A 23467-nucleotide genomic window follows, 5' to 3' on the forward strand; every position below is an offset into this window, starting at 1 on the left:
GCTGTTCGCCCGGTGTTTGGTTATGCTCTTTGGGCAGACTTCGGCCCGGCTGCTAGATTACCGGGTTGAGTGCTTCTTCGTTCAGCGCTCAGCGTTCCGCTCGCCACGCAAGAGAATTCAATGACCCTTAGTACCCCGTTGTCCGGCATCAACCATCCCTTCAAAGGCATTTTGCTGATTGTGGCGGCGACGTTCCTGTTCTCCAGCCACGACGCCTTGTCCAAATACTTGGCCGGTTTTTACCCGATTGTGATGGTGGTATGGGCGCGCTACCTGGTGCACACCTTGTTGATGGCCGGTATTTTCCTGCCGCAATCAGGTTTGCGCGTGCTGCGCAGCAAACGGCCAGGCATGCAGGTGGTGCGGGCGTTGTGCCTGTTGGGCACCAGCCTGTTTTTTACCTCGGCCCTGCATTACATCCCGCTGGCGGAAGCCACGGCGGTGAACTTCCTGGCGCCGATCCTGGTGACCGCGCTGTCGGTGCCGCTGCTGGGTGAGCACGTCACGCGTGGCCAATGGCTGGCGGTGATCTGCGGGTTTGTCGGCGTGCTGGTGATCATCCATCCCGGCGGTGAACTCTTCACCCCGGCGGTGTTGCTGCCGCTGTGCTCGGCGCTGTTCTTCTGCTTCTACCAGTTGCTCACACGCATCCTCAGCCAGTACGACACGCCTACCACCAGCAATTTCTTCGCCGGGTTGTGCAATACCCTGGTGATGAGCGCGATGGTGCCGTTCTTCTGGCAGATCCCCACGCTGTGGCATGGGGTGATGATGCTGGCGCTGGGCACGTGCGGGATGACCGCGCACTTGATGCTGACCCAGGCGTTCCGCTTTGCGGCGCCGGCCTTGCTGGCGCCGTTCGGCTATTGCCAGATTGTGTTCGCGGGGTTGTTGGGTTGGCTGGTGTTCAGCCATACCCCCGATATGACCACGGTGGTGGGTATTGGGGTGATCTGCATGAGCGGGTTGGCCGCTGCCTGGCAGCAGCGGCGTCGGTAAATCAGGCGTCGACGGTAGGAATCTTGCGCGGCGCCATGAAGTACATCCACGTCAGCGCTATGAAGTACATCGCCGGGATCAGGGTGAACAACACGGTGTAGTTGTTGTTGGTCACGGTGAGAATATGGCCGACGATCTGGGTCATGAACATGCCGCCGATGGCTGCGCACATGCCGCCGAAGCCGAACACGGTGCTCATCATGTGCTTGGGCGTGTAGTCCATCACCAGGCTCCAGATGTTGGCGGTCCAGGCCTGATGCGCGCCGATGGCCAGGGAGATGGCAAATACCGCGACCCACAGTTGGCTGGAACCGGCCGCCATGATCACGCCGACGATGCAGCAGGCAAACAGCAGCATCGACAACAGCCGCGCCTTGATCGAGTTCATCCCACGGCCGATCAGGAATGACGACAGGATGCCCCCACCCACGCTGCCGAAGTCAGCGGTCAGGTAGATGATGATCAATGGGATGCCCATCTGGGTCACGTTGATGCCCAGGTTGTATTGCTGGTTCAGGAACGGCGGCAGCCAATACAGGTAAAACCAGAACACCGGCGCGGTCAGTGCGTAGGCAATCGCAAAGGCCCAAGTGCCGCGCATACGCAGGATTCGGCTGAACGGTACGCCAGGCTGTTCCGGCTCGACTTCCCGTTGCACGTAATCCAATTCTGATTGTTTAACGTTCGGATGATCTTCCGGGTTGTAGTACTTCAACCCCCAGAACACCAACCAGATCGCGCCCAGCGATGCCATGCACAGGAAGGCAGCCTGCCAGCCCCACACATGCAGGATCAGCGGCAGCAGCATTGGCGTCATCATCGCGCCAACGTTGGTACCGGCGTTGAAAATCCCGGTTGCCACGGCGCGCTCACCGGCGGGGAACCACAGGCGCGTGGTCTTGACGCAGGCCGGGTAGTTGGCGGCTTCGGTCAGCCCAAGGATAAAGCGACAGACCATAAAGCCGACGGCCGAAGTGGCCAGGCCGTGGGCGCCGGTGGCCAGGCTCCACAGCAGCACCGCGCAGAAGAACACGCGTTTCACGCCGACCTTGTCGATCAATCGGCCTTGCAGCACAAAGCCAATCGCGTAGCCCACCTGGAACCAGAAGTTGATGTTGGCGTAGTCCATCGCCGTCCAACTCATCTCTTTGGCGAGGATCGGTTGCATCACGCCCAAGGCAGCGCGGTCGATGTAATTGAGGGTGGTGGCGAAGAACACCAGGGCCAACATGCCCCAGCGAGTTTTACCGACGGCCATGGCGCCGCGGATCTTGTCGCCGATGCCGGCGTGCGGGGTGCCGGGGCGCGAAGCCAGGGCGGAGTTTTGCGAAGGCATGTGGTTGTACCCGTTTTTTGAAATTTTTATGGTGTGTTCTGGGTCTTTTCTAAACGTTGGTGCGGGATCGATGGTGCGCAGCGGCTAAAAAATCGTCAATTCGCCAAAGAGGCTTAGTGTTCGATAATCGCACCAAAAACTAACCGGTTCGTACATTTTAATTGCTGTGAGTAGTTTAGCGGCCAATAATTTGCCGTAAATAAGACGAGCCTTAAATGCCGGGAGTCGCGCTATGCAACGTTCCATTGCCACTGTTTCCTTGAGCGGCACCCTGCCGGAAAAGCTTGAAGCCATCGCCGCCGCCGGGTTTGACGGGGTTGAGATCTTCGAGAACGACCTGTTGTATTACGACGGCAGCCCACGGGAAGTTAGGCAGATGTGCGCCGACCTCGGCATCGCCATTACCTTGTTCCAGCCATTTCGCGACTTTGAAGGCTGCCGACGCGACCGTCTGGCGCGCAACCTGGAACGGGCCGAGCGCAAATTCGACCTGATGCAGGAGCTGGGCACGGACCTGGTGCTGGTGTGCAGCAACGCCTCGGCCGATTGCGTCGGCGATGAACGTATTCTCCTCGATGACTTGAGCCTGCTGGCCGAACATGCCGGGCGCCGTGGCTTGCGCATCGGTTATGAAGCACTGGCCTGGGGCAAGCACGTGAACACCTGGCAACAGGTGTGGAATCTGGTGCGTCAGGTTGATCACCCAAGCCTCGGCGTGCTGCTCGACAGCTTCCATACCCTGTCGCTCAAGGGCGACCCAACTGCCATCGCCGAGATCCCAGGCGACAAGATCTTCTTTGTACAAATGGCCGACGCGCCGATCCTGGCCATGGATGTGCTGGAGTGGAGCCGCCATTTCCGCTGCTTCCCCGGTCAGGGCGAATTCGATCTGGCGGGCTTTTTGGCGCCGATCATCAAGAGCGGCTACACCGGGCCGTTGTCCCTGGAAATTTTCAACGATGGTTTCCGTGCGGCGCCGACTCGGGCCAATGCCGCCGATGGCCTGCGTTCTCTGCTGTACCTGGAGGAGAAAACCCGCCAGCGCCTGGCCGAGGAGGCGCCTGCCACGCCGGTCGATATCCTGTTTGAAACCCCGGCGGCCAGCGAATACGACGGCATTGAATTCCTTGAGTTTGCGGTCGATGAAAACCTCGGTGCCAAGCTGACGAACTGGCTGGAACGCCTGGGTTTCGTCAAGGCCGGGCAGCACCGCTCCAAGAGCGTGAGCCTGCTGCGCCAGGGCGATATCAACCTGATCCTCAACTGCGAACCCTATTCCTTCGCCCATAACTTTTTCGAAGCCCATGGACCGTCGTTGTGCGCCACGGCGATCCGGGTCAAGGACAGCGCCAAAGCTCTGGAGCGAGCGGTCGCCTATAAAGGCCAACCCTATCGCGGACTGGTCGGGCCTAACGAGCTGGAGTTGGCGGCCGTGCGCGCGCCGGACGGCAGCTTGATTTACCTGGTGGACCAGAGCGAGGGTGGTTTGTACGACACCGATTTCAATCTGCAATCCGCTGCGACCGACGCCGGTGGTTTGCTGCGTATCGACCATATGGCCATGGCCTTGCCGGCCGACAGCCTCGACAGTTGGGTGTTGTTCTATAAGAGCCTGCTGGACTTTGAAGCTGATGACGAAGTGGTGTTGCCCGACCCCTACGGCCTGGTGAAAAGCCGCGCATTGCGCAGCCGTTGCAGCTCGATTCGCCTGCCGCTGAACATCTCCGAAAACCGCAACACTGCCATTTCCCACGCGCTATCGAGCTATCGCGGTTCGGGCGTGCACCACATTGCCTTCGATTGCGCGGACATTTTCGCCGAGGTGCGCCGCGCGAAAGAGGCCGGCGTGCCGCTGCTGGATATCCCGCTCAACTATTACGACGACCTGGCCGCACGCTTCGATTTTGACGATGAGTTCCTCAGCGAGTTGGCGTACTACAACGTGTTGTACGACCGAGACGCCCAGGGCGGTGAGTTGTTTCATGTGTACACCGAACCGTTTGAAGGGCGGTTCTTCTTCGAGATCATCCAGCGCAAGAACGGTTACGCCGGCTACGGCGCGGCCAACGTGGCGGTGCGTCTGGCGGCGATGGCCAAATCCCGCAGCGGTGCAGTGCGTCAGGCACGTTTATAAGAGGGAGTCGGGTGCTTCCTTCGGGGAGCACCGGGCCCCATAATCGCGGCCTGCAAAATAAAAATGGCCGTGAGCGCACCATGACCTCAAGTCCCGAACTCCCCGAGGTGCCAGACGCACCGCGCAAGAGTCGTAAGAACAATCCGGAAAAGACCCGCGAGAACATCCTCCAGGAAGCCATTGTGGAGTTTGTCCAACAGGGCCTGTCCGGCGCTCGCGTGGACGCCATTGCCGAGCGCATCCACACCTCAAAACGCATGATCTATTACTACTTCGGCAGTAAAGAGCAGTTGTACGTTGAGGTTTTGGAGAAACTCTACGGCGATATCCGCAACACCGAAGCACGCATGAACCTTACGGCGCTGGAGCCGCGTGAGGCGATTCGGCGGCTGGTGGAATTCACCTTTGATCACCACGATCAGAACGTGGACTTTGTGCGGATCGTCAGCATCGAAAATATCCACAATGCCGAGTATGTGAAACGCACCGACACGATCAAGGCGATGAACAGCAAGATCCTTGAAGGGCTGGGCGCGACATTGCGCCGGGGCGCCGAGATGGGGGTGTTCCGTGAAGGGCTGGAGCCGCTGGATGTGCACTTGCTGATCAACTCATTCAGCTTTTACCGCGTGTCCAACCGCCATACGTTCAGTGAGCTTTTTCAGATCGAGCTGTCGGATGAAGTGGTTAAACAGCGGCATCGCGAGATGATCTGCGAGTCGGTGTTGCGTTACCTGCAGGCCTGAATACAGCGCCTAACCCAATGTGGGAGGGGGCTTGCCCCCTCCACATTTCAGGCATTCATACTCTTGAAGTGCGCCAACATCCGCTGCGCATCCGCCACTTGACCACTGAACAACTCAAACGCCTTTACCGCCTGAAACACCGCCATATTGCCGCCATCCAACGTGCGGCAACCCAAGGCGCGGGCGTTGCGCAGCAGTTCGGTTTCCAGCGGGAAATACACGATTTCCGCGACCCACAATTGCGCCCGCAACAGAGTCGCCGGCACCGGCATACCCGGCAGTTTGGCCATGCCCATTGGCGTGGTGTTGACCAGACCATCGGCCTCGGCCATCGCGTTGTCTAAATCAAGACCCACTTGTGCACGACCGCTGCCGAAGCGCTGGGCGAGGTTATCCACAAGGTCGCGGGCGCGGCTGGCGTCCACGTCGAAAATGCTCAAGTGCTCCACACCCTCAGCCAACAGCGCATGGGCCACCGCCGCGCCCGCACCACCGGCGCCCATCTGCACCACGCGCTGACGTGGCACATCATTAAGGTTGCGCCGGAAACCTTCGGCGAATCCAAGGCAATCGGTGTTGTGGCCGATGCGCTTGCCGTCTTTGAACACCACCGTATTCACCGCGCCGATACCCCGTGCTTCATCGGACAGTTCATCGAGCAGCGGTAGGATGGCCTGTTTGCACGGGTAGGTAATGTTCAGTCCGGTGAAGTGCATCTGCTCGGCTGCACGCAGGAGGTCGGGCAGGGCGTTGGTGTCCAGGTGCAGCGGCTCCAGATCAATCAGGCGATACAGGTAACGCAAACCTTGGGCGTCGCCTTCCTGTTCATGCAGAGCGGGGGTACGGGAAGCCTGGATACCGGCGCCGATCAGGCCGGCGAGGATGCGCTGTTTCATTGAGCCGATCCCTTCAGCAATTGGCTGAAGTGTTCCAGGGCCAGGTGGTAGCCGTGGCTGCCAAAACCGGCGAGCACCGCTTTGGCGATGGGCGACACAAAGGAGTGATGACGAAATGCTTCGCGGGCATGCACGTTGGATAAATGCACTTCGATCACCGGCACTTCACTGGCCACCAGAGCGTCACGAATCGCCACCGAGGTGTGCGTCCAGGCCGCAGGATTGATCACGATACCGGCGCAACGGCCACGGGCGCCGTGGATCCAGTCCAGCAGTTCGCCTTCGTGATTGGTCTGGCGAAATTCGATTTTCAGCCCGAGCTTATCGGCACTGCGCCCGCACAGGGCGGCGACGTCGGCCAGGGTTTCATGGCCGTAGGTGGCGGGCTCGCGGGTGCCGAGCAGGTTGAGGTTGGGGCCGTTGAGCACCAGCACGATAGGCGGCATTGGGGGGTATCTCCACAGTTCTTGTTCGTTGTGCAGATAAAATGTACTGGTTAGTTAATTTGGTCAATTGATGGCGGCGGATGTGTTCGATTACCGAACTTTTAATCAGGTGTGCCCCTAGCTGAATCGGATTAGATATCAATTGAAAATCATTCTCGACCACGCTTAAGATGCCCGCCTGTTTCCTTTTCATTCCAGGGAGTCGGTTTGTCGGACGTGGATCTCAAGGGCCTGTTTCTCAAGCACGCCGATACCCTGCGCGGGTATCTGGCTCGCAAGGTACGGGACCCGCAGTTGGCGGCCGACCTGGTGCAGGAGAGCTTCCTGCGCCTGGCGGAAAAACCACCCGGCGAGCGCATCGACAATTCCCAGGGCTATCTCTATCGAACGGCGAGCAATCTGCTGATCGACCATATCCGCCAGGAAGCACGGCGCAAGACCGATTCCGTGCCTAATGAGGCGCTGGCCGAGATTGAAGATGAAGTGGCCGGGTTGGAGGCTCAGGCAATGGCGCAGCAACAGCGGCAGGCATTGAAGCAGGCATTGGCGGAGTTGCCGGAACGAACCCAGCAGATCTTCCGTCTGAATCGGATAGAGGGCATGACTCATGCCCAGGTTGCGCGGCACTTGGATATATCAGACAGCTCCGTACAAAAGCACCTGGCCAAGGCGTTGGCGTATGTCATGCAGCGCTTGCAGGACGGTCAGGTGGCGCCATCCGACGAATGAGTTACGGAAAAACCTCCGCTCAGACGTCACAGCGTTACATAACGAAAAAATTCGAGATTCACACGTGAATAGCCAGGGTCCGCAACAGCACAGCATTACCGAGGCCGCCGCCGATTGGGCGGTGCGCCTGCACGCCGGTGCCCTGACCGACCAGGAGCAGGCCGAGCTGCGCCAATGGATTGCCTGCGACAGCCGCCATGAAGCGGCGCTGCGCTTTGCCGAGCAGACCTGGGCAGCGTTGGGCGAGGTGCATAAGGACGAGCCAGTGCACCGTCAGCGTCCGGCGGCGGCGACGCTGCCGGTGCGCCGAACCCCGCGACGCAGGCCGTGGCAACGTGCGGCGGCGGTGGCGCTGGTGGTGGTGGTCGCCGGCGTGGGTTGGGTGCGCGGGCCGGAGGCCTGGCTGCGCATGCAGGCCGATTACGTGACCCAGAAGGGCGAAGTGCGCACCGTGCACTTGGCCGATGGCAGCACGGTAGAACTGGATTCCGCCAGTGCCATCCGGCTGGACTACGACGGCGTGCAGCGGCGCATCAGCCTGATCCAGGGCTCGGCGATTTTTGACGTGGCGCCGATGGTGGGTAAGGAAACCCGGCCATTCGTGGTGCAGAGCGCCGGCGGGCAGACGCGGGCGCTGGGCACGCGGTTTGTGGTGCAGCGTGAGGACGACCGCCAGGGCTGGGTCGGCGTGTTGCAGCACAGCGTCGAAGTCTCCCTGCACGCTACACCGAAAAAAGGCCCGAGCGACCACGTGCTCAAGGAAGGCCAGGCCGCCCGCTACAGCCCCGCGCAGGGCATCGAGCCCTTGGATCAGTTTGATGTAGAGCGTGCCACCAGTTGGCGGCGTGGCGTGTTGATTTTTGATCGTCAGCCCTTGGCCAAAGTGATTGAGCAGCTCAACCGCTACCGTCCCGGTCAGGTGGTGTTGACCCATTCCGACCTGGGTGAACGTGAAGTCAGCGGCGTGTTCCGCCTAGACATGCTCGACACGGCGCTCGGCACCCTGACTCAGGAACTCCAGGTGCAACGCTTGGACTTGGCAGGCCTCAGCCTGATCTATTAATGACCTGGCGGGAGGTCTGCTCCCGCCCGCTTAAAACCCCCCGCACGAAAAACTTTTAAAAAGTCTTACTGACTTCCTGCGCCTCGTACGTCTTGCTAGGTGAGAAGCATTCGCATAAACAAAAATACGATCAGCGCAGGGAAAACCAGAAATGTCAGCACTCACCAAGGGGCGTATCACCGGTAGCCGGTTAGCCTTGGCCATTCACTTGGGCCTGTTCGCCGCAGCGGCTCCCGTGTACGCGGCGCAGCCTCAAGCGGGAGCGGCCCAGCCCGTCGTGCTGACGTTCGATATCCCTGCGCAATCCTTGGGCAGTGCCGTGTTGGCGTTCGCCGACCAAGCCGGTTTACAAGTGTTGTTTGACAGCCAGCGCCTGCAAGGCTTGAACAGCACTGCGCTCAAAGGCAGCTTCAGCGTGCAGGAAGGCCTGGGCCGTTTGCTCGGCGCTGCGCCGGTGGAGTATCGCTTCACCAGTGAACGCCAAGTGACCCTCAACCGCGTCAGCGATGATCACGCGGGCGCCATGACCGTAGGCACCACCACCATCACCGCCAACACCAATGGCCAGGCCAGTGATTGGGTGTACCAGACCCCAAAGTCCGTGGCGGTGATCAGCCGTGACATGATCGATAAACGCCCGCCCCGTCACGCCGCCGACATGCTCGAAGAAACCGCAGGCGTCTACACCGCCGTCAACCAGCGCGATCCTGGTTTGTCGGTGAACATTCGCGGGGTGCAAGACTACGGCCGCGTGAATATGAACATCGACGGCATGCGCCAGAACTTCAACGTCAACGGCCACCAGCAACGCAACGGCACCCTGCTGATCGACCCGGAGTTCATCTCCAGTATCGAGATCGACAAGGGCAGCCAGTCGGGGCAGGGCGGCGCAGCAGTGTTGGGCGGAATTGCCTCGTTCAAGACGTTGGATGCCAGTGAGTTCTTGAAAGACGGCAAGGAATACGGCGGACGCATCCGCGCTGGCCACGGCATTGGTGAGCTGGGCAATGGCACCAATTTTAATGGCAGCGGTGTGTTTGCCTTTGGTGATGAGCGCGGCGATGTGTTGGTGGGGTACAGCGAACGGCATTTCGGCGATTACCGCTCGGGTAACCACAATGACCAGAAATTGGGCACCAACCTGCGCGCCCGCAAGGCCATGCCGGGTGCGTTCGATGATTGGTTGAACAGCGAAGTCGGTGACATGGGCAGCGTGACCCGATCACAGATCGTCAAGCTGGGCCTTAACTTGCCCAATGACCAGCGCGTGCAACTGAGCTACCTGGAAAGTGACAGCGACAGCAACGATGCCTGGGCTTACACCAGCGACGATAACCAGAGTGTGTTTTACCAACGAGTCAGCAAAAACAACCTCAACGCCAAGAATTTTGCGTTGGACTACAGCTATACCCCGGACAACCCACTGATCGATCTGAAGGCCAAGGCGTACTACGTCACCACCCAGCTTGATCGCACCAATGCGCCGAACGGCGCGACGGTAGGCACCGGAAACTACGTGGGGACCTACACTGACCACTTCCAGACGGACACCTGGGGACTACAAGGCGACAACACCTCGCGCTTTGATTTCGGTCAGTTGGGCCACGTGAGCTGGAACTACGGTGGGGAGCTGTACCAGGACGAGTTCAAGCCACGCACCAACAAGGTCGAAGCCACCAACGACCTCGCTTTGCTGCCCTACGCCGAGGGTGGAACGCCGGGCGGCAAACGCACCATCGCGAGCCTGTTTAATAACCTGCAATACGAGTATGGCGATTGGCTGACCCTGGATGGCGGTTTGCGTTACGACCGTTATCGGCTCGAAGGCGAAACGGGCATGACGCTGTACCGCCGTGATCGCTTCTACAGCAGCCTGGTGGGGGCCAAGCGGGTCGTGGAAGTCTACGATGTCGATCGCGAGGAGGGGCAGTTCTCCCCCACCTTCGGCATCGCCGTCAAACCTGGCCTGGACTGGCTGCAGCTTTATACGCGCTGGGGCAAAGGCTGGCGCCCGCCGGCAGTGACCGAAACCTTCATGACGGGCCGCCCCCATGGCGGCGGCTCGGGTGAGCGCGTGTTCCCCAACCCCTATCTCAAGCCAGAGGAGTCGAAGGATTGGGAGGTGGGCGTGAACGTGTTCAAGGAAGGGCTGTTGTTCGGTGATGATCGCTTGGGCATCAAGGTGGCCTACTTTGATACCAAGATCGAAAACTTCTCCTTTCTCAACACCAGCGTCAGCCTTCCGGAAACCACATCGGGTGGTTTTCTCGGGACCATGGCCTACGTCAACAACACCAACCCCACGCGTTTCCGTGGGCTTGAGTACCAGCTCAACTACGACATGGGCCGCGTCTACGCCAACCTGAGCTTCACCCACATGATCGGCAGTAACGAGTTCTGTTCGAAGAACTATTACATGGGCGGCGCGAAGAAAAACGGCCCAAGCACAACGCGTATCGAGCGCTATGTGGATGCAAACGGCGTTTCACGAATCCGCCTCGTGACCCGCTATGAAGTACTCGACGATGACGTTGCCAACAATCGGGAAAGCTGCGGCCGGATCATGGGCAACGCCACCTACATGCCCGCCGACCGTGGCTCCGTGACCCTGGGTGCGCGCTTCCTGGACAAGCGCCTGGATACCGGTGTGCGTGTGCGCTACAGCGCGGGCAATGGGGAAAACCTCAATCAGCAGGGTTACGACCTGATCGACCAGGCGCTCTGGCCTCAATACACCCTGTATGACCTGTACGGCAGTTACTGGATGACTGACCACCTGAACATTTCGCTGGCATTGGAAAACGCCACCAATGAAGCCTATTTCGTCGCCATGGGCGACGCCAACAACTTGAGCCTGGCGCGCGGCCGGACGTTGAGCGGGATGTTGGAATACAAGTTCTGATCTACGTGCAGCGGTACGTGATCAATGGTTTTACCCAACAGTGGGTAAAAAAGTGCGCCGCTTGTGCGTACTCATCAATAGCGTTGTTTAACGAGGTTTAGTGATGACTATTTCTGTTAGCTACGATTCGATCCTGAGTGATGTAACCGTCTCGGAATACCTGAGCGCTTGGGCCCTGGGCTTCAACACAGCCGGTCACGGCAACAGCAACACCGGTGGCTTCAGCAACGGCTCACTCGCCGGTGACCAGTACGCTACCCACGGCGCCAACAGCTCCGACTACGCCTTCATTGCCGACAGCGACACCAGCAATGGCCTGCACTATGTATTCAATCCACTGCTGCCAGCGAGCAGCAACCAAAACCACTTCCTGTGGGGTGAGCTGGATAACGTTCAACTGGGCACTGGTCTGGGCGGCGGCGGCGGCAGCGACTTCAGCCTGACCGACTTCAAGGTCGCCTTCAACGGCCTCGACCTGAGCGCAGCGTCGGATGCCGGTCGCGTCGGTAACGAGGTCCAGAGCGTGATCTACGGCCTGATGCAGGGCAACACGTCCGCGTTGGAAACCGTTCTCGCTGACCTGCTGGGCGCAATCGGCGAAGACCTCAACAGCACCTTCGACGAGATCAGCGCCGCTGTCGCCAGCCATGCCGCATCCTCGGCCACCACCGACGTTGCGCTGGTGGGTGTGCAAGACGTGACACAGGACTGGGCACTCGCCGCCTAACGCCTTCGCTGCATGAAAAAAGCGAATGGAAGATCGCTCTCCCATTCGCCGCATGACACACCGCCGTCGCCCAAGCCTTCTAACTCTTCCGGCGACGGCGGTGCCAAATTCTGCGCAGCGTCGTATCGCCTGTCAACGCGGCGACCTTGCACGTTTAACCCCACGAGAACCTCCAGATGCGCCACGCAGGTAACGAAACCCTGGCCGCCCTCACGGCCTATAAAAGTGGCTTCTTCAACATCGGCCTGTTCTCGGCGGTGATCAACCTGCTGATGCTGGCCCCGGCGCTTTACATGTTGCAGGTGTACGACCGAGTGCTTGCTTCGGGCAATCAGATGACCCTGTTGATGCTGACGCTGATGATCCTCGGCCTGTTCGGCCTGATGGGCGCATTGGAGTGGGTGCGCAGCCAAGTGGTGATCCGCCTCGGCACGCAGATGGACATGCGCCTGAACCAGCGGGTGTACGACGCCGCGTTCGAGGCACAACTCAAGGGCGGCACCCAGGCGGCGGGGCAGGCACTGAATGACCTGACGACGCTGCGCCAGTTCGCTACCGGACAGGCGTTGTTCGCGTTCTTTGATGCGCCGTGGTTTCCGGTGTACCTACTGGTGATCTTCCTCTTCCATCCCTGGCTCGGAATGCTGGCGCTGGGCGGCGCGGTGATTTTGATCGCGCTGGCGTGGATCAACCATCATGTGAGCCAGGCGCCGATGGCCCAGGCCAGCCAACTGTCTATCAGCGCGAGCCAGCAAGCCACCGCCAACCTGCGCAATGCCGACACCATCGAAGCCATGGGCATGCTTGCCACGTTGCGCGGGCGTTGGTTCAACCAGCACCAGGCGTTTCTCGCGCAGCAGAACCTGGCGAGTGAAAAGACCGCCGCTGTCAGTGCCTGGTCCAAGGGCGTGCGCCTGGCGTTGCAGTCGCTGGTGCTGGGCCTGGGCGCGTTGCTGGCGGTGCAGGGCGACATCACGCCGGGGATGATGATTGCCGGTTCCATTCTGATGGGCCGGGTGCTCACCCCCATCGACCAACTGATCGGCGTGTGGAAGCAATGGGGCTCGGCGCGCCTGGCCTTTGATCGGCTATCGAAGATGTTGGCGGACAACCCCGCGCGCCCGGCGCGCATGAGCCTGCCGGCGCCCAAGGGGCAATTGAGCGTCGAGCAACTCAGCGCCTGCGCCCCCGGCAGCCGTCGGCCGGCGTTGGCCAACCTGGGCTTCAACCTACCTGCGGGTGACGTGCTGGGGGTGATCGGGCCGTCAGGCTGCGGCAAGTCAACCCTGGCGCGGGTGCTGGTGGGCGCCTGGGCTCCACTGGCCGGCAAGGTGCGCCTGGACGGCGCCGACCTGACCCAATGGGACAAGCAGCAACTCGGCCCGCACATCGGCTATCTGCCCCAGGACATCCAACTGTTTGCCGGCAGCATCGCCGACAACATCGCGAGGTTTACCGAGCTGGATGCGGACAAGGTCCTCGCCGCCGCGCAAATGGCCGGCGTACACGACCTGATTCTGCAACTGCCCCAAGGCTATGACACGCAGTTGGGGGAGGGGGGCGCAGGCTTGTCCGGCGGCCAGAAACAACGGGTGGCCCTGGCGCGTGCGCTGTACGGTTTGCCCGCGCTGATCGTGCTGGATGAACCCAACGCCAACCTCGATGAAGTGGGCGAGCAGGCCCTGCTCCAGGCCATCGCCCAGCTCAAGCAGCAGCGTCGCACCGTGATCCTGATTACCCACAAAGCCAATGTGCTGAGCCTCACTGACCAATTGCTGATCCTCAAGGACGGCCAGTTGCAGGCCTTCGGTCCAACGGCGCGGGTGTTGGAGGCGCGGCAGAAACCGGCAGTCAGCAAACCGGTGTCGACCATGAGCATGAGTTACCGCCTCGGCGAAGGAAAACAGGCATGAGCATGAGTAAACCGATGCTGGTCAGCGACGCATCCCATAACGTGCTGGCGCTGGATGACAAAAAATATTCACGCCTGGGCTGGCTGCTGGTGCTTGGCGGATTTGTCGGGTTTATCGGCTGGGCTGCGCTGGCCCCCCTGGACAAGGGCGTCGCGGTGTCGGGCAAGGTGATGGTTTCGGGCCATCGAAAAACCGTTCAGCACCCAACCGGCGGCATCGTCGAGCGTATCGAAGTGCGCGACGGTGAGGTGGTCAACGCCGGCCAAGTGTTGCTGCGCTTGAAAGAAACCCCGTTGCGCGGGCAGATGCAGTCGCTGCGCAGCCAGTACCTCGCGTCCTTGGCCACCGAGGCGCGGTTGAATGCCGAAAGCGAAGGGTTGCCTGCGATCACCTTCGGCCCTGAACTGCTGAATGAGCCGCAGGCGACCAACACCCTGAATCTGCAACGGCAACTGTTCAACAGCCGCGCCCAGTCGCTGGCCACCGAGCAACAAGGCCTGCGCGAAACCATCGCCGGGGCCGAAGCGCAGTTGCGTGGCACGCGGGATTCCCAAGCAAGCAAACTGCAGCAACGGGCGGCGCTCAATGAGCAACTGCAAGGCCTGCGCGAACTGGCGCGGGACGGTTATATCCCGCGCAATCGCCTGCTCGACAGCGAGCGGCTTTACTCGCAGATCGACGGCACCATCGCCGAGGACTATGGCCGCATCGGCCAGTTGCAGCGTCAGGTTTTGGAGCTGCGCCTGCGTATCCGCCAGCTCGGCGAAGACTTCCAGAAAGACCTGCGCAGCCAGTTGGCCGAAACCCGCACCCGCAGCGACGACCTGCGTAATCGCCTGGCGTCGGCCGAGTTCGAACTGGCCAACAGCCTGGTCCGCGCCCCGGCGTCCGGCGTGGTGGTGGGGTTGGACGTGTACACCGAAGGCGGCGTGATCAAGCCCGGTCAGGCGCTGATGGACATCGTGCCCCAGGGCGAGCCGCTGTTGGTGGAAGCGCGGGTGCCGGTGCAGATGGTCGACAAAGTGCACCCCGGTTTATCGGTGGAACTGCTGTTCTCGGCCTTCAACCAGGCCACCACGCCGCGGGTGGCGGGTGAGGTGACATTGGTATCCGCCGACCGCCAGGTCGATGAACGCACCGATGAGCCTTATTACACGTTGCGTGCCCAAGTCAGCACGGCGGGTATGCAGCAACTCGCCGGCGCACAGATCCGCCCCGGCATGCCGGTGGAAACGTTCATAAAGACCGGTGAGCGGTCGATGCTCAACTACCTGTTCAAACCTTTGCTGGACCGCACCCATATGGCCTTGGTGGAAGAATGAAGGCGCTGCTGTTTACCTTGTGCGTGAGCTTTACACCGGCTGCGCAAGCCCTGGGGTTGTTGGATGCGTACGACCTGGCGCTGCGCAATGACCCGACTTTTCAGGCCTCCATCCAGGCGCGTGAGGCCGGTGAAGAGAATCGCGTGATAGGTCGGGCGGCGTTGCTGCCGAATCTGTCGTGGAGCTACAACAATTCGCGCAACGAGTCGCAGGTGACCGCAGGTGATGTCACCAGCGACCGCGACTACCGCAGCTATGCCTCGACCCTGACCTTGCAGCAACCACTGCTGGACTACGAAGCCTACGCGCGGTTTCGCCAAGGCACGGCCCAGGCGCTGATGGCCGATGAGCGCTTTCGCGGCAAAAGCCAGGAACTTGCGGTGCGGGTACTCAGCGCTTACAGCCAGGCGTTGCTGGCCCAGGAACGCATCGAGTTGAGCCGCGCGCAGAAACGCGCATTTGCCGAACGCCTGCAACTCAACGATCGCCTGCTCAAAGGTGGCGAGGGGACACGTACCGATGTGCTGGAAACCCAAGCGCGCCTAAGCCTGGCCCAGGCTGAAGAAATCGAATCCCTGGATGCCCAGGACAGCGCCCTGCGAGAGTTGGAAGCCATCGTCGGCCAACCGCTGCAGATCGAAGAACTGGCGCCGCTGACCCGTCAATTCGATATCCCGCCCCTGGAGCCGAACCGTTTCGAGACCTGGCGGGAAATGGCCATGGCCAACAATCCGGAGCTTAAATCCCAGCATCACGCGTTGGACGTGGCGTCCTACGAAGTGGAGCGCAAACGCGCCGGGCACATGCCCAAGGTCAGCCTGTACGCCAGCAGCCGCCAGACCCGTTCCGATTCGGAAAGCAGCTACAACCAGCAGTACGACACCAACAGCGTCGGCATTCAGGTCAGCTTGCCATTGTTTGCCGGCGGTTCGGTGTCGGCTTCTACTCGTCAGGCGGGCAATCAATTGAGCCAGGCCCAGTACGAACTGGACGCGCAAACCTCGGCCACGCTGGTGGAGTTGCGCAAGCAGTTCAACCTCAATACCAGCGGCGCGGCAAAAGTGCGGGCTTATGAAATGGCCGTTAGCTCCGCCACGGCACTGGTCACCGCGACGAAGAAAAGCGTCAGCGGAGGCGAGCGCGTTAACCTCGACGTGCTCGACGCCGAACAGCAACTGTTCACCGCCCGCCGCGACCTGGCGAACGCTCGACATGCGTATTTGCTGGCCAGGATTCAGTTGAAGTACTACGCGGGACTGCTCAGCGAGCAGGACTTGCGGGCGTTGGCGGGGTATTTCCAACCGTCGGCCTGACAACGCTATTTGCCAATACACCAAGCCAATGTGGGAGGGGGCTTGCCCCCGATAGCAGTGCGTCAATCAGCAAACCTTCAACTGACCCACCGCCATCGGGAGCAAGCCCCCTCCCACATGTTGAACTGCTACCAGCCTTGGAATTACCGACGAGTCAGCAACACCCCGGATTCCATATGGTGCGTCCACGGGAACTGGTCAAACATCGCGCATTGCGTAATGCGGTGCGTGTCATGCAACTGCGCAATGTTCGCCGCCAACGTCTCCGGGTTGCAGGAGATGTACAGAATGTTGTCGAAGCGACGGGTCAATTCGCAAGTGTCCGGGTCCATGCCGGCGCGGGGCGGGTCGACGAAGACGCTGCCGAATTCGTAGCTCTTCAGATCGATGCCCTGCAGGCGACGGAACGGGCGCACTTCATTCAGCGCTTGGGTGAGTTCTTCGGCAGAGAGTCGCACCAGCGTGACGTTATCCACCGCGTTTTCATCGAGGTTGCTCAGGGCCGCATTCACCGAGGTCTTGCTGATTTCGGTGGCCAGCACTTTGCGTACGCGGGTGGCGAGCGGCAGGGTGAAGTTGCCGTTGCCGCAGTACAACTCCAGCAAGTCATCCGGGCGATCGCCCAAGGCTTCGTATGCCCAGTTGAGCATCTTCTGGTTCACCGTGCCGTTGGGCTGGGTGAACGCGCCTTCGGGTTGGCGGTAGCTGAAGGTGCGCCCGCCCACGTCGAGTTTTTCCACCACGTAGTCGTGGCCGATCACATCGCGCTTGCCCTTGGAGCGGCCGATTATGCTGACATTCAAATCAGCTGCCAGCTTGTTCGCCGCCGTGTGCCAATGCTCGTCCAGCGGGCGGTGATAACACAGGGTAATCATCGCATCGCCGGCCAGGGTGGTGAGGAACTCCACCTGGAACAGCTTGTGGCTCAGGGCGGCGCTGGCTTGCCAGGCGGCCTTGAGTTGCGGCATCAACTGATTGATGCGTTGGCTGGCAATCGGGAATTCTTCGATGAGGATCGGCGTGCGCTTGTCGTCCTGGGAGAACATGGCGTAGTGGCGATCTCCGCCTTCGCGCCACAGGCGGAACTCCGCCCGCAGGCGGAAGTTCTGCAGCGGTGAGTCGAATACCTGTGGCTCGGGCGCGTCGAACGGCGCCAGCAGGTCACGCAAGCGCGTGACCTTGTCTTGCAGTTGAACGGTGTAGCTTGCGGCGTCAAAAGTCATGCGTTGAACCAGCCCAGCTTGATCACGAACAGAATCGACAGAATCACCAGCGCTGGGTTCAGCTCACGGTAGCGGCCCGAAAGCAGCTTGATGGCGGTCCAGGCGATGAAACCGAAGGCGATGCCGTTGGCAATGGAGTATGTGAAGGGCATCGCCAGGGCGGTGACCACCACCGGCGCTGCAACAGTAATGTCATCCCAGTCGATTTCTGCCAGGCCCTGGGTCATCAGCACCGCCACGAACAGCAGTGCCGGCGCCGTGGCAAACGCCGGTACGCTGGCGGCCAGCGGCGAGAAGAACAGCGCCAGCAGGAACAGGATCGCCACCACGATGGCGGTCAAACCGGTACGGCCACCGGCGCTCACGCCCGCGGCGGATTCGATGTAGCTGGTGGTGGTCGACGTGCCCAGCAGCGAACCGGCCATGGCGGCGGTGCTGTCGGCGATCAGGGCGCGGCCCATTTTCGGCATGTGGCCGTCCTTGCTCATCAGGCCGGCGCGCTTGGCGACGCCGATCAGGGTGCCGGAGTTGTCGAACAGGTCAACGAACAGGAACGCGAAGATCACGCTGACCAGGCCGATGTCCAGTGCGCCTTTGATATCCAGCTGCAGGAAGGTCGGGGCCAGCGAAGGGGGCATCGAGGTCACGCCGCCAAACGGGGTCACGCCCAGGACGATGGACGCGATAGTGACCGCAAGAATGCCGATCAGCACCGCGCCGCGCACGGCCAGGGCTTCCAGTGCGACGATCAGCACAAAACCGAGGGTGGCGAGGATCGGGGCCGCTTTTGTCAGGTCGCCCAGGCCTACCATGGTGGCCGGGTTGCTCACCACGATTCCGGCGTTGTGCAGGGCGATCAACGCCAGGAACAGGCCGATACCGGCGGCAATCGCCGAACGCAGGGGAAGCGGGATGGCGTTGATGATCCACTCACGGATGCGGAAGATCGACAGCAGGAAGAACAGCACCGCCGAAATAAACACCGCACCCAGCGCCACTTGCCAGGTGTGGCCCATGTGCAGGACCACGGTGTAGGTAAAGAAGGCGTTGAGGCCCATGCCCGGCGCGAGTGCGATCGGGTAGTTGGCGATCAGGCCCATCACGGTCGAGCCGATGGCCGCCGCCAGGCAGGTCGCGACAAATACCGCGCCCTTATCCATGCCGGTTTCGCCGAGGATGCTCGGGTTCACGAACAGGATGTAGGCCATGGCCAGGAATGTCGTGATGCCCGCGAGAATCTCGGTGCGCACGTTCGTGTTGTGTGCCTTGAGTTGAAACAGCTTTTCCAGCATGCCTGCTCCCTGTGACGCTATCTTGCGTCGTGATTTGTTGACCTCTAAGTCAAAGCACAAACTGCGCCAAACGCCTGTGGTTTCAGAGAGGATCGGAAAAAGCGGCGCATCATACCAGCAGCCGAGGCTGTATGGCGCATGGCCTTGAGGCATACTGCGCCGACGTTCAATACCGGGTCATCGACAGCATGAGAAAAGCCAACGCGTGGAGTCTAGCCCTGATCCCTTGTCTCGGCCTGTGGCTGGGTGCGGCACCGGTCTGGGGCGCGACTGCACCGGCCTTGAGCGAAGTGCGCGTGTTCAAGGTCGAATCGGCCAAGTGCACCGAAACCATTCCAGAGCGCACCAGCACCACGCAGATGTGCACGCACCGAGGGCCGACGAAGGTGTCGGTGATGGAAGTAGGCCTGGGTAACAACCCGGTCGGCCTCTTCAACGGCGCGCAGCTCAACGGCCAGCGCACGCCGGTGTGCCAGGTCGGCAACGTCAGCCAGGCCTGCGCTGGCGGGGGCACCTTGATGGGCTACATCTATGTGTTTGACCTGAATGTGGAAGCCCAAGGCTGGTTCGAATACAGCAACTCATCGATCAATCCCCCGCGAAACACCTTGAAGACCCTGCTCAATATCCGCTGATCAATCATCTTGAACGCTCAAAACCCCGGGAAGTCGTACCCCTGAGACGGCGACTTTCCTGAACGCCGCGGATGTACACCAACCCGTGAGGTGTTTATGAGCGCGACCCCCAATGGCGCGGCGGCCCAACCGTTCGTCGCCCACTCCATACGCTTGACCCTCAATGGCCAGGATCGTCAGTTGGACGTATTGCCCTGGACCACGTTGTTGGACTTGCTACGGGAACAACTCGACCTGGTCGGCAGTAAAAAAGGCTGCGACCACGGCCAATGTGGTGCCTGCACCGTCCTGCGCGATGGCAAGCGCATAAACGCCTGCCTGACCCTGGCCGTGATGTGCGATGGCGCCGAGCTGACCACCATCGAAGGCTTGGCAACGGGCGACCAGTTGCACCCGATGCAGCAAGCCTTCATCAAACATGATGCATTCCAGTGCGGCTACTGCACCCCCGGGCAGATTTGCTCCGCCGTCGGCCTGGCCAATGAAGGCCGTGCCCACGACACTGCACAAATCCAGGAATTGATGAGCGGCAACCTGTGCCGCTGCGGTGCCTATACCAATATCCGCGATGCCATCAAAGACGGCCTGGGAGGTGAGCAATGAATCCCTTCCACTACAGCAAACCTGTCGACGTACAGGAGGCCGTGCACCTGACCAGCGGCGCATCGCGTTTTATTGCCGGTGGTACGAACCTGTTGGACCTGATGAAAGAAAACATCAGCCGTCCCGAACACCTGATCGATATCACCGGCCTGCCACTGCATGGTATTGAAGAAACCGCCGATGGCGGCCTGCGGATCGGCGCGCTGGTGAGCAACGCCGACCTGGCCTGGCACCCGTTGATTGAAGAGCGTTACCCGCTGCTGTCCCAAGCCATCCTCGCAGGTGCTTCGCCGCAACTGCGCAACATGGCCAGTACCGGCGGTAACTTGCTGCAGCGCACCCGTTGCTACTACTTCTACGACGCCACGGTGCCGTGCAATAAACGCGAACCCGGCAGTGGTTGCCCGGCCCGCAGCGGGTTGAACCGTATCCATGCGATTCTTGGCGCCAGCGCGCAGTGCGTGGCCACTCATCCGTCGGACATGTGCGTCGCCTTGGCTGCGTTGGAGGCGCGGGTGCATGTGGAGGGACGTGGCGGCGCACGGGTCATCGAGTTCGCCGACTTCCATCGTCTTCCTGGCGATACGCCGCAGCGCGACAACCTGCTGGCCGACGATGAGCTGATCATTGCAATTGAATTGCCCGCCGACCATCTGGCACGTCACAGCCACTATTTGAAGATTCGCGATCGCGCGTCTTACGCGTTTGCCTTGGTGTCAGTCGCCGCCGCCCTTGAACTGGACGGCGACACTATCGTTGACGCTCGCCTGGCCCTCGGCGGCGTGGCCCACAAACCTTGGCGTGACCGCGCGGTAGAAGCCGCGCTGATCGGTCAGACCGTCAGCCGCGAAACCTTCAGCAACGCCGCCGACGTGCTGCTGCAAGACGCCGAGCCGCTGGAACATAACGGCTTCAAGATCAAGCTCGCGCGCCGCGCAATTATCCGCGCGCTGAGCGACGCCGCCGTTGCAGGAGAACAGCCATGACCGCTATCGGTAAACCCTTGAACCGTGTCGACGGTCTGCTCAAGGTCACAGGCCAGGCGCGGTACGCCGGTGAGTTTCCTGAGGCTGGCCTGCTTCATGGCAGCGTGGTGTCCAGCACCATCGCCAAAGGCCGTGTTATCAACATCGACGCGTCCAAAGCGTTAGCGCTACCGGGTGTGGTGGATGTTATCCATCATCTCAACCGCCCGAAAATCGCCAGCTATGACGACGCCTTCGCCGATGACGATGCGGCGGATGGCTCGCCGTTTCGCCCGCTGTACAACGACCGCGTGCTCTACAGCGGCCAGCCCCTGGCATTGGTCATCGCCGATAACCTGGAGTTGGCGCGACACGCCGGCTCGCTGGTGCATATCGACTATGAGTGCGAGGACTTCGAGACCGATCTGCTCGCCCAGCAGGAACTGGCCTATCCCTCGCCGCAAACCCCGCCCAAGCCGCGCGGTAACTTCCAGGCTGAATGGTCCGGCGCGGCCATCAGCCTCGATCTGCACTACAGCACACCCATCGAACACCACAATCCGATGGAGCCCCACGCCAGCACCGTGCTGTATCAGCCGGATGGCACCCTGCACATCCATGACAAGACCCAGGGCCCGCAGAACTGCCAGGCCTATGTGCAAAAAGTCTTCGGCCTGGATAAAAGTCAGGTGCGCATCTTTGCTGCGTTCGTCGGGGGCGCCTTCGGCTCTGGTCTGCGCCCGCAGTACCAATTGCCTTTGGCGGTGATGGCGTCTCTGGCGCTCAAGCGTTCGGTGCGGGTCACCCTGACGCGCCAGCAGATGTTCACCTTTGGCTACCGCCCGCGCACCCTGCAGCGTTTGCAGATGGGCGCCGCCGCCAACGGCCGTTTGCTGGCGCTGGGGCATACCGCGATTGGCCAGACCTCGCGTTTCGAGGACTTCAGTGAACACGTGGTGGAATGGAGCGGCATGCTCTATCACTGCGACAACGTGCAGCTTACTTATAAGTTGGTGCCGCTGGATGTCTTCACGCCCCTGGACATGCGCGCGCCAGGCGCCGCGTTGGGCGTGATTGGCCTGGAATGCGCCATGGATGAACTGGCCTGCGCCCTGGGCATGGACCCGGTGCAACTGCGGCTGATCAACTACGCCGAACGCAACCAGAACGAAGATAAACCCTGGTCGAGCAAAGCCCTGCGCGAGTGTTACCGCGAAGGCGCCGAGCGTTTCGGCTGGAAGCAGCGCAACCCGGAGCCGCGCAGCATGCGCGACGGCCGCCAGTTGATTGGTTGGGGCATGGCCGGCGGGGTGTGGGAGGCCATGCAAATGAAGGCCAGCGCTAAGGCGCGCATCGATTCGCTGGGCAAATTGACGGTCAGCAGCGCCACCACCGACATCGGCACCGGTACGTACACGGTGATGACTCAGATCGCGGCCCAGGCCAGTGGCGTGGCTGTCGACGATGTCAATTTTCTACTCGGTGACTCGTCTTTACCCACCGCGCCGTTGCAGGGTGGATCGTTTACCGTGTCTTCAGTGGGCACTGCCGTGCAGCAAGCCTGCGAAGCGTTGACGGCCAAACTGCTGAGCATTGCCCGCCAGACTTACCCGGTGTTCAAGGACGCCGAGTCCGTTCGCTTTGAAGACGGCCAACTGCACACCGGTGACGTGAGTGTGTCGCTGGCGCAGTTGGTCAAGGACAGTGGCGAAGACGCATTGGAAGTGCAGGTCGACAGCGAGCCGGACAAAAAACGCGAGGGTTACGCCACCGCCACCCACTCGGCGGTGTTCGTCGAGGTCCAGGTCGACGAAGACCTGGGAACAATCAAAGTGCGGCGTGTGGTCAGCGCGATTGCGGCCGGGCGCGTGGTCAATCCGAAGATGGCCCGCAGCCAGATTCTCGGCGGGGTGGTGTGGGGAATCGGCATGGCATTGCACGAAGAAACCCAGATCGACCATCAACTGGGGCGCTACATGAACCACAGCCTGGCCGAGTACCACATCCCGGTGAATGCCGATATCGGCGAGATTGACGTGGTATTTGTCGAAGAGCACGACGAGATCGTCAATGCACTGGGTTCCAAGGGTGTTGGCGAGATCGGCATTGTCGGGGTAGCGGCGGCGGTAGCCAACGCGATTTACCATGCCACCGGCAAGCGGGTGCGGGAGTTTCCGATCACCCTGGATAAGGTGCTCTGACGCGGTCCAGCAAACATTGAAG

At 61.0% G+C, this 23467-nt stretch carries 19 protein-coding genes; 14 read left to right on the plus strand and 5 right to left on the minus strand.

Going from position 1 to position 23467, the window contains the following annotated elements:
- The first annotated feature begins 120 nt into the window (after positions 1-120).
- Positions 121-999 (plus strand): DMT family transporter, encoded by an 879-nt coding sequence (locus tag ACVWXD_RS28945; RefSeq protein WP_032884640.1) that lies wholly within the window; start codon positions 121-123, stop codon positions 997-999.
- Between the two features lies 1 nt (position 1000).
- On the opposite strand, the gene ACVWXD_RS28950 is transcribed toward ACVWXD_RS28945, so the two are convergent.
- Positions 1001-2335, minus strand: coding sequence for an MFS transporter (locus ACVWXD_RS28950; protein WP_032884641.1), 1335 nt, complete (start codon positions 2333-2335; stop codon positions 1001-1003).
- Positions 2336-2567: 232 nt separating this feature from the next.
- Here ACVWXD_RS28950 and quiC point away from each other — a divergent pair, with 232 nt between their 5' ends.
- Both quiC and ACVWXD_RS28960 read left to right on the plus strand, forming a co-directional pair.
- The gene (gene quiC, locus ACVWXD_RS28955) at positions 2568-4469 is read left to right on the plus strand and encodes a 3-dehydroshikimate dehydratase QuiC (RefSeq protein ID WP_099603255.1); all 1902 of its coding nucleotides are present in this window, start codon (positions 2568-2570) and stop codon (positions 4467-4469) included.
- 80 nt (positions 4470-4549) lie between these two features.
- Positions 4550-5215: a TetR/AcrR family transcriptional regulator gene (locus tag ACVWXD_RS28960; protein WP_032884643.1), complete on the plus strand. Its 666-nt coding sequence runs from the start codon at positions 4550-4552 to the stop codon at positions 5213-5215.
- Positions 5216-5262: 47 nt separating this feature from the next.
- Here ACVWXD_RS28960 and ACVWXD_RS28965 read toward each other — a convergent pair whose 3' ends face one another.
- Positions 5263-6111, minus strand: a complete 849-nt coding sequence (locus ACVWXD_RS28965; RefSeq protein WP_122681736.1) for a shikimate dehydrogenase — start codon at positions 6109-6111, stop codon at positions 5263-5265.
- On the minus strand, positions 6108-6557 hold the full coding sequence (gene aroQ / locus ACVWXD_RS28970) for a type II 3-dehydroquinate dehydratase (protein ID WP_099603253.1): 450 nt from the start codon (positions 6555-6557) through the stop codon (positions 6108-6110). Before aroQ ends, ACVWXD_RS28965 begins: the two co-directional genes overlap by 4 nt.
- A gap of 207 nt (positions 6558-6764) precedes the next feature.
- On the opposite strand from aroQ, the gene ACVWXD_RS28975 reads away from it, so the two are divergent.
- The 7 genes from ACVWXD_RS28975 to ACVWXD_RS29005 all read left to right on the plus strand — a co-directional run bounded on the left by ACVWXD_RS28975 (position 6765) and on the right by ACVWXD_RS29005 (position 16526).
- The gene (locus ACVWXD_RS28975) at positions 6765-7286 is read left to right on the plus strand and encodes an RNA polymerase sigma factor (protein WP_095186230.1); all 522 of its coding nucleotides are present in this window, start codon (positions 6765-6767) and stop codon (positions 7284-7286) included.
- A 64-nt stretch (positions 7287-7350) separates the two neighbouring features.
- Entirely contained in the window at positions 7351-8349 is a 999-nt protein-coding gene (locus ACVWXD_RS28980) for a FecR family protein (protein WP_122681735.1), read from the plus strand.
- Positions 8350-8500: 151 nt separating this feature from the next.
- Positions 8501-11251 carry a TonB-dependent hemoglobin/transferrin/lactoferrin family receptor gene (locus ACVWXD_RS28985; protein ID WP_457371558.1) on the plus strand — a complete coding sequence of 917 codons (2751 nt, stop codon included), beginning with the start codon at positions 8501-8503 and terminating at the stop codon, positions 11249-11251.
- Between the two features lie 103 nt (positions 11252-11354).
- Positions 11355-11978, plus strand: coding sequence for a heme acquisition protein HasA (locus tag ACVWXD_RS28990; RefSeq protein ID WP_401380753.1), 624 nt, complete (start codon positions 11355-11357; stop codon positions 11976-11978).
- Positions 11979-12154: 176 nt separating this feature from the next.
- Complete coding sequence (locus ACVWXD_RS28995) at positions 12155-13891, plus strand: type I secretion system permease/ATPase (protein WP_032884650.1); 1737 nt, start codon at positions 12155-12157, stop codon at positions 13889-13891.
- Positions 13888-15213: an HlyD family type I secretion periplasmic adaptor subunit gene (locus tag ACVWXD_RS29000; protein ID WP_457371559.1), complete on the plus strand. Its 1326-nt coding sequence runs from the start codon at positions 13888-13890 to the stop codon at positions 15211-15213. The genes ACVWXD_RS28995 and ACVWXD_RS29000 overlap by 4 nt, the downstream gene beginning before the upstream one ends.
- Entirely contained in the window at positions 15210-16526 is a 1317-nt protein-coding gene (locus ACVWXD_RS29005) for a TolC family outer membrane protein (protein WP_457371560.1), read from the plus strand. Before ACVWXD_RS29000 ends, ACVWXD_RS29005 begins: the two co-directional genes overlap by 4 nt.
- A 143-nt stretch (positions 16527-16669) precedes the next feature.
- On the opposite strand, the gene trmA is transcribed toward ACVWXD_RS29005, so the two are convergent.
- Both trmA and ACVWXD_RS29015 read right to left on the minus strand, forming a co-directional pair.
- Positions 16670-17749 carry a tRNA (uridine(54)-C5)-methyltransferase TrmA gene (gene trmA / locus ACVWXD_RS29010; protein ID WP_095186234.1) on the minus strand — a complete coding sequence of 360 codons (1080 nt, stop codon included), beginning with the start codon at positions 17747-17749 and terminating at the stop codon, positions 16670-16672.
- Complete coding sequence (locus ACVWXD_RS29015; RefSeq protein WP_032884654.1) at positions 17746-19041, minus strand: NCS2 family permease; 1296 nt, start codon at positions 19039-19041, stop codon at positions 17746-17748. Before ACVWXD_RS29015 ends, trmA begins: the two co-directional genes overlap by 4 nt.
- A 188-nt stretch (positions 19042-19229) precedes the next feature.
- On the opposite strand from ACVWXD_RS29015, the gene ACVWXD_RS29020 reads away from it, so the two are divergent.
- The 4 genes from ACVWXD_RS29020 (at position 19230) to ACVWXD_RS29035 (ending at position 23445) form a co-directional block, all read left to right on the plus strand.
- Positions 19230-19676, plus strand: a complete 447-nt coding sequence (locus ACVWXD_RS29020; protein WP_457371561.1) for a DUF4879 domain-containing protein — start codon at positions 19230-19232, stop codon at positions 19674-19676.
- A gap of 96 nt (positions 19677-19772) precedes the next feature.
- Positions 19773-20279, plus strand: coding sequence for a (2Fe-2S)-binding protein (locus ACVWXD_RS29025; protein ID WP_032884655.1), 507 nt, complete (start codon positions 19773-19775; stop codon positions 20277-20279).
- Complete coding sequence (locus ACVWXD_RS29030; RefSeq protein ID WP_457371562.1) at positions 20276-21265, plus strand: FAD binding domain-containing protein; 990 nt, start codon at positions 20276-20278, stop codon at positions 21263-21265. The genes ACVWXD_RS29025 and ACVWXD_RS29030 overlap by 4 nt, the downstream gene beginning before the upstream one ends.
- The gene (locus ACVWXD_RS29035; RefSeq protein ID WP_095186236.1) at positions 21262-23445 is read left to right on the plus strand and encodes a xanthine dehydrogenase family protein molybdopterin-binding subunit; all 2184 of its coding nucleotides are present in this window, start codon (positions 21262-21264) and stop codon (positions 23443-23445) included. The genes ACVWXD_RS29030 and ACVWXD_RS29035 overlap by 4 nt, the downstream gene beginning before the upstream one ends.
- Positions 23446-23467: the final 22 nt, after the last annotated feature.

This window comes from Pseudomonas sp. TE3911, from assembly GCF_054062775.1.